The organism is Frigoribacterium sp. CFBP 13729 (assembly GCF_014841875.1).
GTDB lineage: Bacteria > Actinomycetota > Actinomycetes > Actinomycetales > Microbacteriaceae > Frigoribacterium.
Window position 1 is genome coordinate 291,869 of sequence record NZ_JACYUR010000003.1, and the last position, 12,150, is coordinate 304,018.

Annotated in this window: 12 protein-coding genes; 10 read left to right on the forward strand and 2 right to left on the reverse strand. The window is 63.9% G+C overall.

Translation table 11 applies throughout. The annotated features are described in order from the left end of the window. The 4 genes from IFT77_RS11780 to IFT77_RS11795 all read left to right on the forward strand — a co-directional run bounded on the left by IFT77_RS11780 (position 1) and on the right by IFT77_RS11795 (position 3,562). Positions 1–741, forward strand: a complete 741-nt coding sequence (locus IFT77_RS11780; RefSeq protein WP_192170075.1) for an SDR family oxidoreductase — start codon at positions 1–3, stop codon at positions 739–741. 87 nt (positions 742–828) lie between these two features. After that, entirely contained in the window at positions 829–1,815 is a 987-nt protein-coding gene (locus IFT77_RS11785; protein WP_192170076.1) for an aldo/keto reductase, read from the forward strand. A 54-nt stretch (positions 1,816–1,869) separates the two neighbouring features. Next, positions 1,870–2,817 carry an aldo/keto reductase gene (locus IFT77_RS11790; protein ID WP_192170077.1) on the forward strand — a complete coding sequence of 316 codons (948 nt, stop codon included), beginning with the start codon at positions 1,870–1,872 and terminating at the stop codon, positions 2,815–2,817. A 211-nt stretch (positions 2,818–3,028) separates the two neighbouring features. Next, positions 3,029–3,562: a hypothetical protein gene (locus IFT77_RS11795; RefSeq protein ID WP_192170078.1), complete on the forward strand. Its 534-nt coding sequence runs from the start codon at positions 3,029–3,031 to the stop codon at positions 3,560–3,562. A 1,521-nt stretch (positions 3,563–5,083) separates the two neighbouring features. Here IFT77_RS11795 and IFT77_RS17490 read toward each other — a convergent pair. Continuing rightward, the gene (locus IFT77_RS17490) at positions 5,084–5,359 is read right to left on the reverse strand and encodes a helix-turn-helix domain-containing protein (protein ID WP_371741035.1); all 276 of its coding nucleotides are present in this window, start codon (positions 5,357–5,359) and stop codon (positions 5,084–5,086) included. A 93-nt stretch (positions 5,360–5,452) separates the two neighbouring features. Between IFT77_RS17490 and IFT77_RS11805 the strand changes: the two genes are divergently transcribed. Continuing rightward, positions 5,453–6,457, forward strand: coding sequence for a hypothetical protein (locus tag IFT77_RS11805; RefSeq protein ID WP_192170080.1), 1,005 nt, complete (start codon positions 5,453–5,455; stop codon positions 6,455–6,457). Between the two features lie 8 nt (positions 6,458–6,465). Here the strand turns inward: IFT77_RS11805 and IFT77_RS11810 are convergent, their stop codons facing one another. Further along, positions 6,466–6,792 (reverse strand): hypothetical protein, encoded by a 327-nt coding sequence (locus IFT77_RS11810; RefSeq protein ID WP_192170081.1) that lies wholly within the window; start codon positions 6,790–6,792, stop codon positions 6,466–6,468. Positions 6,793–7,680: 888 nt separating this feature from the next. Between IFT77_RS11810 and IFT77_RS11815 the strand changes: the two genes are divergently transcribed. The 5 genes from IFT77_RS11815 (at position 7,681) to IFT77_RS11835 (ending at position 12,106) form a co-directional block, all read left to right on the forward strand. Then, complete coding sequence (locus tag IFT77_RS11815; RefSeq protein ID WP_206758550.1) at positions 7,681–7,818, forward strand: hypothetical protein; 138 nt, start codon at positions 7,681–7,683, stop codon at positions 7,816–7,818. Positions 7,819–7,999: 181 nt separating this feature from the next. After that, positions 8,000–9,925 (forward strand): hypothetical protein, encoded by a 1,926-nt coding sequence (locus IFT77_RS11820; RefSeq protein ID WP_192170083.1) that lies wholly within the window; start codon positions 8,000–8,002, stop codon positions 9,923–9,925. Positions 9,926–10,211: 286 nt separating this feature from the next. Continuing rightward, positions 10,212–10,526: a type II toxin-antitoxin system RelE/ParE family toxin gene (locus tag IFT77_RS11825; RefSeq protein ID WP_192170084.1), complete on the forward strand. Its 315-nt coding sequence runs from the start codon at positions 10,212–10,214 to the stop codon at positions 10,524–10,526. Positions 10,527–10,538: 12 nt separating this feature from the next. Then, complete coding sequence (locus IFT77_RS17495; RefSeq protein ID WP_192170085.1) at positions 10,539–11,639, forward strand: HigA family addiction module antitoxin; 1,101 nt, start codon at positions 10,539–10,541, stop codon at positions 11,637–11,639. Positions 11,640–11,806: 167 nt separating this feature from the next. Further along, entirely contained in the window at positions 11,807–12,106 is a 300-nt protein-coding gene (locus IFT77_RS11835; protein WP_192170086.1) for a hypothetical protein, read from the forward strand. Positions 12,107–12,150: the final 44 nt, after the last annotated feature.

Here is a 12,150-nt window from a genome sequence, read left to right on the forward strand (position 1 = left end):
ATGAGCAACACCACCACCAGCGCTCCTCGTGACCGGGTCGCGGTCATCACCGGCGCCTCCTCCGGCATCGGCGAAGCCGCCGCCCGCGCACTGCACGGCGCTGGCTACGCAGTCGCCCTCCTCGCCCGCCGCGGCGACCGGATCGACGCCCTCGCTTCCGAGCTGGGCGACGGTGCCCTCGCCGTCCAGGCCGACGTCACCGACCGCGACTCCCTCGTCGCTGCCGCAGACCGCGTCAGCGACGAGCTCGGCAGCGCGTCGGTCCTGGTCAACAACGCCGGGGTCATGCTGCTCGGCCCGTTCAGCACCGATCAGCGCGACGACTACCGCCAGATGATCGAGATCAACCTCCTCGGGGCCATCACCACGACCGAGGTGTTCCTCGAGCAGCTCACCTCCGGCGAGGGCGACATCGTCAACATCTCCTCCGTCGCCGGCCGCACGGCCCGCGCCGGCAACGGTGTCTACGCCGCCACCAAGTGGGGAATCAACGGCTGGTCGGAGTCCCTCCGCCAGGAGCTGCAGCCCGCCGTCCGCGTCGCGCTCATCGAGCCGGGTGTCGTGGCCACGGAGCTGCCGACCCACATCACGCACGAGCAGACGAACACCAGCGTCAACGAGATGTACGCCGAGGCCACGGTCACCGCCGACGACATCGCCGAAGTGATCGCTTTCACCCTGTCGAGGCCGCGGCACCTCGCCATCAACGAGATCCTGCTCCGCCCCGCCACCCAGGCCTGAGAGCACCAGAACCCTGAGGATCGGGCGCCCGCTGATCCTCCACGTCCAGAACCACCAGCGCGGCGCCGCACCATCGAGAGGAACACCATGAAGTACACCCGACTCGGCAACTCCGGCCTCAAGGTCAGCAGCATCGCGCTCGGCTGCATGAGCTTCGGCGACCCCGCCAGCGGCCACCTGCCCTGGTCCCTCCCCCAGGACGACGCCCTGCCCTACTTCCGGCAGGCCCTCGACCACGGCATCACCTTCTGGGACACCGCCAACGTCTACTCCTACGGCGACTCCGAGCGCATCGTCGGCGAGGCCCTCCGCCAGTTCACCAACCGTGACGAGATCGTCCTGGCCACCAAGGCCTTCTTCTCCGACGCACCCGGCACCAGCCCTGGCCTGACCGTCGCCGGTCTCTCGCGGAAGGCGATCATGCAGCAGATCGACGCGTCCCTCACCCGGCTCGGCACCGACTACGTCGACCTGTACCAGATCCACCGCTTCGACCCCGAGACCCCGGTCGAGGAGACGATGGAAGCCCTCCACGACGTCGTCAAGGCCGGAAAGGCGCGCTACATCGGTGCCTCCGCGATGTGGGCCTGGCAGTTCGCCAAGATGCAGCACGCGGCCGACCTGCACGGGTGGACCCGGTTCGTGTCGATGCAGGACCAGTACTCGCTGCTCTACCGCGAGGAAGAGCGCGAGATGTTCGGCTTGCTCGCTGACCAGGGCGTCGGCAGCATCCCCTACAGCCCCCTGGCCAAGGGCCGCGTCGCCCGTCCTGCCGGTGAGCAGACCAAGCGCTCCTCCGACGACCCGGTCGGCCACAGTTTCTTCGCCGACACCGAGCGTGATCGCCCCGTCATCGACGCCGTGCAGCAGGTCGCTGAGGGCCGCGGCGTGCCGATGGCGCAGATCGCGATGGCGTGGGCGCTGAACAACCCCGTCGTCACCGCACCGCTCATCGGAGCCACCAAGCCGCACCACCTCGACGACGCGGCCGCAGCCGTCGACATCGACCTCACCCCCGAAGAGATCACCGCTCTCGAGGAGCACTACACGGTGCGCGACGCCGGCGGCTTCTGAGCCCGACATCGGGCAGCACTCCACACCGACGACCACCAGCAAGAACGGACACCCATGACCCGCATCGGCACCTCTGACCTCGACGTCTCCTCGCTCTGCCTGGGCGGCAACACCTTCGGTTGGACGTCAGACCGCGACACGTCGTTCGCGGTCCTCGACGCCTACACCGCTGCAGGCGGCAACTTCATCGACACCGCTGACGTCTACTCCGCGTTCGCACCCGGCAACGTCGGCGGTGAGTCCGAGACGGTCCTCGGCGAGTGGTTCACGACGACTGGCCGGCGTGAGGACGTGGTGCTGGCGACGAAGGTCGGCCAGCACCCGGAGTTCCGCGGTCTCGGCGCTGACAACATCGCCCGCGCCGCGGACGCCTCCCTCGGGCGTCTGCAGACGGACCGCATCGACCTCTACTACGCCCACCGCGACGACCCGGACACCGCTCTTGAAGAGACCGCTGCTGCGTTCGACGCCCTCGTGCAGGCTGGCAAGGTGCGCCACGTCGGGCTGTCCAACTACTCGGCCGAGCGCATCCGCGAGTGGATTGCCATCGCGGACGAGAACGGCTTCGCTCGCCCCGTCGCTCTCCAGCCGCACTACAACCTCGTCAAGCGCCATGAATTCGAGACGGAGCTCGCACCCGTCGCGACCGAGTTCGACCTCGGAGTCATGCCGTACTTCGCCCTCGCCAGCGGCTTCCTTTCCGGCAAGTACCGCAGCAAGAACGATTTCGACGACTCCGCCCGAAGCGGCTTCGCCTCCGCCTACCTGAACGACGAGAGCGTGCAGCTTCTCAAGGTGGCAGACGAAATTGCCGAGGCACACGACGTGGCCATGCCGACCGTGGCCATCGCGTGGCTCTTGTCCAAGCCAACCGTGGTCGCCCCGATCGCCAGCGCCCGGGTGACCGAGCAGCTTGAGGCACTGTTGGCCGCGGTGAGGCTCGAGCTCTCGGCCGATGATGTCGACCGTCTCGACGCAGAATCTGCTCGCATCCCCTCGTGACTGCCGTCCGATAGCCGATCGGCTACCGAGACGATCGCCGACCTCGATCACTCCCCCGGATCTGCACTCCTCCGACCGTCTCAGATAGGTGGTCCGAAATTGGTTCCGGTGACGGTGCTCTATGTGAGACTCCCCGCACCTTCTTCCGGGCCCGACGACGGACGAACCCACACCTAGCAAGATCGCTCAACTGCTGGTAGTACTTATGACCATGCCAGTCAACAGCGACAAGGGCGTAGACCGCCAAGCGCACCTAGCGATCGTCAACATTCGTGGCGATGGGGTTGAAATCGGGGATCTCATCGAGTCCCGTGTCGAACCTGAGACTCGCTGGGATGGGCCCTCCAGCGACGCGATCTACGGCCTTCGAGGTGAGCAAGGTGATGCGTTCGCGGTAGCAGCGCTGAACCCAGAGACCTTCGAGGTCACGGTCACATCGAGCGAAGGCGCGCCCGTCGAGCTCGTGGCGCTCGTGAGATCGACGTTCCTCCGCTACCTAGCCGCCTGCATGAGACTCGGCCAATTCGCTCTTGAGGGTGTTCCCATTCAAGCCCGGGACGGCGAGGTCGAACACGAGTCTCTTCGCCTTGCCCTGGCGGCTCGGGGAGCGACATGGCTGAGCCCCCTTCCAAGCAAAACTTTCAGCAGGGACCGCGTTCCGGCACGAGACGAGTTGACAGTCATTGAGCCACCAATCGCCCCTTCGCCGGGACACGCCACCAGCAATGCAGGGGATGCAGACTGATCCAGTCGGGGTGTTGCAGCCGCCACGAAAGTACAAGGCTGCAGTCAAGAACGTGCGTCCCAACTCAGCCCGTAGCCGGCGGAAGCTCGGGTAGGAGGTGAGCCGCGGCGCGAATGCCACTCACAGCAACAGGGGTCGTGACCGCCGACGCACCGATGGCTGCATAGGTCGCGATGAAAGTTCCCACACGGGCGCGAACGTCAAGCTCGATCCTTCGGCGGTCAGCTTCGGGCATCGAGGCGTCCGTCACGAAGCAGTGCAGTTGCTCGGACACGTGATTCCATCGAACCCCCACAAGCGCACCCCGGCCATCCAAGCCTTGAAAGAGAAGACTGCCGAACGGGCGCCCATCCTTCAAGGCGAGGTCGACCTCGTGGAGTCGCCAACCGGGCACACGCCGCCAGCCCTCCACACCCCAGACATCAAGGAAAGGGTTCGGAGATTGCAGATCCTCGATCCGGTATCGACCCTCAGGCAGGGCTTCAGTCACGACAGGCCAACCGGTCACACGCGCAAATGGTCATACCTACGACCATAAGGCCCAAGGTGGAACATGAGCATCTGTAACCTTGGTGCACATGAAGGACTGAACCCGCCGCCCGAGGGGGTCCAGGTGCGGACTCTCGTTGCCTTCGCGAGCCAGCAAGCAGTCCACAGGACAGTCGGCAGATCCCCAACGAAGCCAGGACGTCGGCCAAGATCGCCGGTCGATCTATCGGCTCTGCGTCGACATACGGACCTACATCTTGCTTTAAAGCACGATTTGCTCCCGTTTGTAACCATGAATAACCACGAATAACCACGGCGTGGTTAGCGCCAAATCCAGTTGTGACCAGGCAAAAACGTGCCGAATAACCAAGAACCACGATTTCGGCGAGAAGTGGATGTATAGAGCCAGGGGATAGAGAGACGTGAAGGTATGGCCCCAGCCCTTAAGTAGTAGTAGTAGAAATCGTGGTTATTTTGGTTAGAGAGAGAGATAAGGGCCTTGGATCCCAGCAACTGGGCGGAAGTTGCCGTAACCAGAGCTCTGGTAATTCGTGGTTATTCATGGTTAGCCGTGGTTACAGGCTCAGGCGGCCCAGGACGAGCCTGAGCCGCTCCAGCAACCACCCGAGACTCAGCGAGAACAGCCATCAGAAAATTTCTTCGACTTTTTTCTCGACCTCGGCCTTTGGGGTGCAGATGTGCCGCATGTCTTCTTGGCAAGCAGCGCTCAGCGCACCCAACCATCTCGCCGGTCCCTCAAGGCACCGGCCCGAACTACAGCCACGGCGGGCCTCCCGAGAAGCATCCAGGGAGGGCGAGTCGGGGTCACGACTCATACGCAACCAACGAGGCCCTGAACTAGACCGACATGCGAAGGCCACGATTCCAGGTGCTCAGGCACGAAGACTGATCGATGACCACGGCATGCGAGCAGGGCCGTCACTGCCGAGCAGAACGCAACCACCCTGCGAAATGCAGGACGCCTCACACGCCTCGTCGGACGCCAAGCCAGAAGGCGACACTTCGCCTCAGCTACTTCCTCCGAGGCCAGAGAGGCACGTCGAGCCCGCGCTCGAGCTTGGCGATCGTTTCCAGATCCGGCCATGTCTGGCCGGCCAACACCTGCAACAGCGTCACGTGCGCCAGGCCGGAGGCCTCGGCAACAGACCTAATGCTCCGTGAACCAACGGCTTCTCTGAGGTTCAGTGTGAACCTACGCGCCACTTCTCCGACCGGGTCTGGCGAGGCAACGTCCGGCCAGGGGGCAGGTGCAAGCGCGGCTGGTTTAGCGCGCACTGGTCTGCCCATGCGGATCAGAGTAGATGCGCATGAGCTCGAGCAAGAGTTCCCCCGTCGACCGTACCACAATTGGTCGTAGTAATTACCACTAGGCTGCGGCGCATGAACGAGCCAGACGGCGACGTAGCGCCAGCCGAGTCCGAGTTGCGAGAGCGGCAGCTTGAAGCCCTCGAGCAGCTGTCGGTCATTCCAGTCGATGCTGAGACACCTCCACCAGAGGCGCACTACGACTACACGCCGGTCATGCCGTCAGAACTGTGGGAGCACCTCCGGCCCTTCGTCGAAGACCTCGTACGCACAGCGGCGCCCGCCACGGCCTACACAGAAAAACAGCTCTACCCAGCCGTCACCAAGCTCGCCCGATGGGCAAGCGAGACGGCAGGGCTTCCCCTCAAGACCAAGCTCATCCTGCATCCAGCCAACATCGACCGGTTCGCGAACGAGGGCCTCGTTGCCTACACGAACGCCGGCCGCGCCACGATGCGCAGCAAGCTCCGCCGCGTGGCGGCAGCCATCCTGGACGGCGAGACGCCCCAGGACCGGAAGCGCCCGATGGGCAAAGCTCCCGCCTCGTCTCCCTACACGGAACCCGAGCTGGCCACCCTCCTCAGCTGGGTCAATGGACAACCCACTCGCGAGCGGAAGACTAGCGCGGGCGCCCTGCTGGCCCTCGGCATCGGCGCCGGCCTCACAGGCCGCGAGATCGTCGCTCAGCGGCTCGACAGCGTGACGGTGGACGAGGCGGGAGTCGTGGTGCACGTAGCGGGTGACGACGCGAGAGACGTCCCGGTCGTCCGAGAGTGGGAGCACTTTCTCGCCGAACGCCTCGAGCTCGTCGGCAGCGACGCGTGGGCGTTCCGGTCAGGCCAGGAGGGCGGCAACATCAACCTCATCACCGACTTCGTCTCCCGCAGCCACAAACGGGTCAATCTGCAGGCGAGACGGATGCGGGCGACGTGGCTCGTGCATCACTTGAGCGTGGGGACGCCGGTGACGTCACTGATGCGGGCTGCCGGCCTGCACTCGATCGAGGCGCTTGACCGGCTGCTGCCGCTCGCGGAGGGGCGGACGGAGCGCGAGTACCGGGACGACTTGCGAGGAGGGTAGCGAGCCGGTCAGGGGCGGTGCGGGATGAACCCGACCTGTAGGTGGCGCTGAGCCGCAGCGGCGTCTTCGAGACGCATCACAATCTCGCCGGACAGCAGCCGGCTGACGCGTTTCGGGTCTTGTTGCGTGAGCTCGGCGTAGGCCGTGACGGTCATCGCCTGGTCCTTGAGGGCGGCTCGGACCAGAAGCGCGAAGGCGTGTTGGAGCTGGGCGGCAGATCGCTGTGTCAGGCCGTTCTCGGTCTGCCCGCGAGGCGATAGCCAGGCGACACTGGCGCGCCCGAACTCCTGCGGATCTTGGCAGTAGTCACGGGGGCGGTAGCGCGGATTGGGCACAGACAAGGGTAGCGAGAGGGCCAGCGCGTGATGGCTCTTGGACTTGCCGCATGTCTAATCAGCGTGACCAAGAACACTAATCGAGCCGCTTCGGCCTCCCCCGACGATGCCACTGTCTCGGACGGGCTCGATGAAGCCGTACGCACACGCATCCTTGGCTACCGCCCCCGAGTCCCCGACGCGCAGTGGTCGCGGATCTCATCCTTTGTACTTTCGACTGCCCTTAGCGCTCAGCCCGCAACGGAGAAAAAAGCTAGGGAGATGATGCTGGCCTTGACGCGCCTAGCATCTTGGGCCGACTCGTCCGCTGGACTACCACTGACGCCCAAAGCGCTTCTTAGACCGGCCGTCATCCACCGATTCGCTGCCGGTCAGGAGGACTCCCTCAACACCCGCTTGGCACACAGCCGGCTTCTCCAAGTGCTTGAGGCGCGGGGTGGAGATCGGACAAGCCGTCCAACGCCCACGTCTGCCTCAACAAAGGAACCTCGGCCCTACGGCGCGCGTGAGCTGGTCGAGTTCTCTACGGCGATTCAAGCGATTCCGGACGTAGAGCACCGGCGCAACGCCCTGGCCATCATGGGCTTCGCTGGTGGCGCAGGCCTGCGGCGTGAAGAGCTGATGCTCTTGTCTGCCCAAGACGTGCTTGAGCACGACGGCACTTATGTCGTGTCCGTGCCGGGGGCGCACTCCCGTCGCGTGGCGGTGCGTAGGGACTGGGCACCCTACGTCAGACGAGGCTTGAAGGGGTTGACTGCCGAAGCCTTAATCTTTTTCCCCGGGCCATCAGACATGAGTTCACGACACCGTCGATACAACCGTTTCAGGCGGATGCACGCAGGGTCTCTGCCGACAATGGAGGGGCTTCGAGTGACCTGGCTCGCTGACATGGTAAACGCCCTCCCGCTCGGCACCTTCATGCACGTCGCTGGATACTCCCGGGTCAACTCGGTCTCGCTCTTCGAGCCCCTCCTCGAGACCCTCCCCGACGAGGAGCTCCTGCCCTTGCTCTCAAGGGCCAGCTAGGGCCCAAGCCGCAAGGTGCGCCAAAAGCGCACCCACTGTCGGGGACCCAAGAACGGCCTCATGTCTTCCCTCTGTGATCAACCACGAGACCCCCACCCCAATTACCCCTTCCCCTTCGAGCGCTCACGTAGCACACTCTGGTCGTAACAATGACCGGCACGCCGCGGACGAGGGAGACGATGTGAAGCCCGTCTTCCTTGCCACGGGACCCCGCGACAGCGCGGGACAGGCAGCCGTCGCAGCTGAGGGCGCCAGTGACTTCGACGCGATGGCCCGCAGCCTCTTCACCGCCTTCGAGGGCAGCCTTCTGACCGACGACGAAATCATGGCCGGAGGGGGCACCAGCGCTCCCATCGGTCGCGACGAGGTCGTCAAAAACATCCTGCGCATCGACCGCTCGAACGTCCTCGAACGCATCGAGCTGTGGCGGGCCGAGGACCGAGCCGGCAAGCGTGGCGGAGGTCGACCACCCAAGCTCGGCGACCACGCCATCCTCGTCATGTCCCTGCTGCTGATGATGGAGGGGACCCCCATCCTCATCACCGAGCTGCGGAATGCCTTCTGGCTCCGCCTCGACGACGACGCCCGGGCCGCCCTCGGTATCGGCCACCTGACGAACACCGGCAACAGCGCCAGGGACGCCAAGGCTTGGTACGACCGCGTCTGGCGGTCCCTCCACTCGCTCATCGATACGTTCGACGCCTGGCCGGCACCGCGCCGCCTCATGGACCTCGAGGAACGTCAGCGAGTCGTCGCTGAGCGAGACTCCGAGATGCAGCGCGTCAAGAGCGAGCGAGCTCGGTGGTTCACGAACGCCCTCATCGAGATGACGCTCCGTGCCCAGCACCCCGACCTGCAAAGGGCATGGCAGGGCGGCCTGTCCGCCGACCAGTCAGCGCTCAAGGCGCCGAGCCAAGCCAAGCCGTGGCGACGCGACGGCGAGCTGCCCGGGCGTCCCGAGGTTCCAAACAGGATCAAGAAGACCGGAGAGCTCGTCCGGCGTCCCGTCATGGAGGTCGACGCGACCCCCTATCCCATCGACAAGGGCGCAAAGAACAAAGAGTTCACTGGCAACAGTTCTGCCTTCGAGCACTCGTATGCGGCGAACATCTTCATCATGGTCACTGAGCCCGACCAGCCGCTCGCGCACCCGCAGCTCATCGCTGCGGCGAGTCTGCACAGGTTTGGAGGAAGCATCTCCGAGCACACCATCGCTGGCGTCGACTCCATCCTCGACCGAGGGTGGCCGGCCAAGCGTCTGACCGTCGACAGGGGCTACTCCGGCGGCATGTCCGTCGACAAGTTCCACCTGCCTATGGCAGAACGCGGCATCGGGCTCGTCATCGACTACAACAGGGGCGAGAAGGGGGTGCGGAAGAACACTGTCGGAGGAGCCCTGGAGCTCGAGGGGGCCCTTTACTGCCCAGCACTGCCCGACAAGCTGCGCACTCTGACGCTGGACGTGGAGGACGACGTTGTCACCCCAGACACGTACTACGACCTCATTGAGGAGCGCCGGCACTACCGCCTCAAGCCGAAGGAGAAGCCGGACGAGCGAGGCGCGCAGCCGATGAGCTGCCCTGCCCTTGGCCCTAGCGCCACGGTCGAGTGCCCCTTGAGGAAGCTCCACCCCAAGGCGACCACGAAGAAGACGCGTCCTCTCATCGACGAAGACCTGCTGCCCATCCATCCCGACCTCATCTGCAAGCAGACCTCCGTCAAGATCGAGCGGCACGACGGCATCGACACCAAGCAGCTGCTCCACTACGGGTCCAAGGAGTGGCACACGATGTACAAGCACGACCGCAACTCCATGGAGGGCGTGAACGCCTATCTCAAGGAGGGCCGTGAGCGCATGCGTGAGGCCGGTGCCAGGAGGGTGCGCGGACTTGCCGCCCAGAACTACGTGTTCACGATGATGCTCGTGTCTGCCAACCTCCGCCGTCTCGCCAAGTTCATGCGCGACCGCGCCGAGGGCCGCGAATACGTCGAGACCCACAAGGGGCGCGTGTCGAACTACCACCGTTTCTACCGGGCACCCGAGGTCGACCGTGGGATGACGATGAAGGAGAAGCGCGAGGCGGCCAAGGACAAGCAGAAAGCCTGAGCACGACCGACTGGATGCAACGCCAGCGCTCAGTACGCCTTGGCCCTATGGCCGGTAGGCACGTCGGCCCACAATCATTGCGGACTGCCGAAGGTAAAAGGACAAGTGGCGCCGAGTCAGGTGTGCCCCATAGTTCGACTAACTTGTGAGCAGGGCTCGTGTCGACTCGCGAAGGACGCACGCGCTCAAGAGGTCAACCCACCAGTCGAGCAGATTCAAGATCTGAGTCCAGGCTGGGCATACTGAGCACGGCAAGCGCGTTAGACTGTAACGAGATCGGTGACACTTGGAAGTCCGGTACGGCGACAAAAGCCTCGAAAAGTTGTGCGCGAACGAGCGTGAGATGCGAAAGAAGCGATCCGACATCGCCGACAAGCTGCGGCTCCGCATCAACGCACTCGAGACGGCCACCTCGGTTGGTGACCTGGCGACGCACGATCCGCTCGGCAAATGGCACGCACTGAGCGCCAACCTCAATGGGCTCTGGTCCGGAAAACTCAGTGCGAACTACCGCCTTTTGGTCCAACCTGAAGATTCAGAGGATCCCCTGGCAGCGGTCACGGTGACGGTCATCGAGATCTCTAACCACTACGACCACTGAGAGGAGACAGTCGTGACGAAGCCCAACTACGCCGTTGCCCCGGGCGAGTACTTGGAGGAGTGGATCGAGGACCAAGGACTGTCCCAGCAGCAGGTCGCGAACCTCCTGGGGTGCAGCCGTAAGCAGGTCAACGAGATTGTCAACGGTCGAGCCCCGATCACTGCAGACACGGCGATCCGGCTAGAGCGCGTTACCGGCATCCCCCTTGACTCCTGGATGCGTTACGAAGCTGCCTATCGTGCCGGTCTGGCGCGAATCAAGGATGAAGAGGATCTCGCGTCCCGTGTCGGTGGGATCGACGGGGGCGCAGTGACCTACCTTCGGAGCATCGGTGCCACGACAGCCACCAAGGCACGACCTGGCCAGCTCGTCTCTGACTTTCTGACCTTCCACAAGTGCGGGACGTGGGAGTCATACGAACATCTACACGAAGAAACTTCGACCGGCGACTACGCCCTAGCGGCCCTGAAGGATGCCGGCGCCACTCTCGACAGAACGCTACTGACGAGCTGGCTCCGGGCCGCTGAGCTGACGGAAGCCTTCGAACAAGGCCGCAGCTATAGCTATGACGCCGACAAGTTGCGAGACCTTCTTCCGCAGCTTCGCGATCGCGCGGCGACCCCAGATGCAACCCTGCTTCACGACATGCGAAACATGCTTGCCGATGTCGGTGTGGTGTTTGCGGTGGTTGAGCCTCCGAAGAAGTTCCCCTTGCTAGGCATGACTCGCTGGATTGACAAGCGAGTGCCTGTGATTCAGCAGACAGGACGCTGGGGCAAGAAGGATGGCTTCGTAATTTGGACTCTCTTCCACGAGCTTGGTCACGTGCTTAACGACCCTCGAGGGGAGATGCACCTTGAGTACAGCACTGAGAAGAAGCGGAACTCTGCGGCGGAAAAGAACGCCAATGCGTTCGCGATGGGCGTTCTCTTCGGTGAGGCTGGCGCGACGCCATTGCAGGGCCTAAGCACCGACCGCGAGATCACCGACGCTGCACGCGAATTGGGCGTGTCGCCTGGCGTGGCGGTACATCAGATGCATCGCAAGAGGTACCTGCCCTATAACTTCGGCAACAAACTCTTTGTGGATCTCACTGGGACCTTCCACTCCTAGGGTCCACGCCAGCAATCGTGCTTGGAACGCGGCGTGATGGGACCCCTACTAGCGCGGCGCCTGTCGAGCACCTTGAGACGTGTTGAACCGGAAAGCTCGCCCCTCAGTCACAGTCCGTACAGCTTTGTGGCGACACGGTTAGCGATGCCTGGCTGTAGCTTGATGCCATGACGGTGATCAACGCGGATACCGCGCTCTATGCAGCATTCAAGTTCCTTCCCGAAGGAATGAAGATCACGGTCTTCACGAAGAACTCCGGGCGAGCGCGTACCAACGTAGTTGCCCAGCTTCGCAAGGAGCCCGGTGGCGGTTGGGATGACTGGCAGATCCTGAAGCGCCCCGCTACCGCTGACGCGAACCTGCTCCCCGCAACTTGGCCTACAGAGGATCCCGCCGTCATCTCGTCGCAAGATCTCGCTGATGCGCTTGCGAACGATCCGGACCTTTGGGCCGACTCCGACGATTGATTCGCACTAATCACGAAGTTGGAACGCGCGCGGAGAAGCAGGCT

What these genes read in the sequence shown, in the direction of transcription:
- IFT77_RS11780 (WP_192170075.1), top strand. Translation starts at nt 1, where the DNA reads ATGAGCAACACCACCACCAGCGCTCCTCGTGACCGGGTCGCGGTCATC.
- IFT77_RS11785 (WP_192170076.1), top strand. Translation starts at nt 829, where the DNA reads ATGAAGTACACCCGACTCGGCAACTCCGGCCTCAAGGTCAGCAGCATC.
- IFT77_RS11790 (WP_192170077.1), top strand. Translation starts at nt 1,870, where the DNA reads ATGACCCGCATCGGCACCTCTGACCTCGACGTCTCCTCGCTCTGCCTG.
- IFT77_RS11795 (WP_192170078.1), top strand. Translation starts at nt 3,029, where the DNA reads ATGCCAGTCAACAGCGACAAGGGCGTAGACCGCCAAGCGCACCTAGCG.
- IFT77_RS17490 (WP_371741035.1), bottom strand. Translation starts at nt 5,359, where the DNA reads ATGGGCAGACCAGTGCGCGCTAAACCAGCCGCGCTTGCACCTGCCCCC.
- IFT77_RS11805 (WP_192170080.1), top strand. Translation starts at nt 5,453, where the DNA reads ATGAACGAGCCAGACGGCGACGTAGCGCCAGCCGAGTCCGAGTTGCGA.
- IFT77_RS11815 (WP_206758550.1), top strand. Translation starts at nt 7,681, where the DNA reads ATGGTAAACGCCCTCCCGCTCGGCACCTTCATGCACGTCGCTGGATAC.
- IFT77_RS11835 (WP_192170086.1), top strand. Translation starts at nt 11,807, where the DNA reads ATGACGGTGATCAACGCGGATACCGCGCTCTATGCAGCATTCAAGTTC.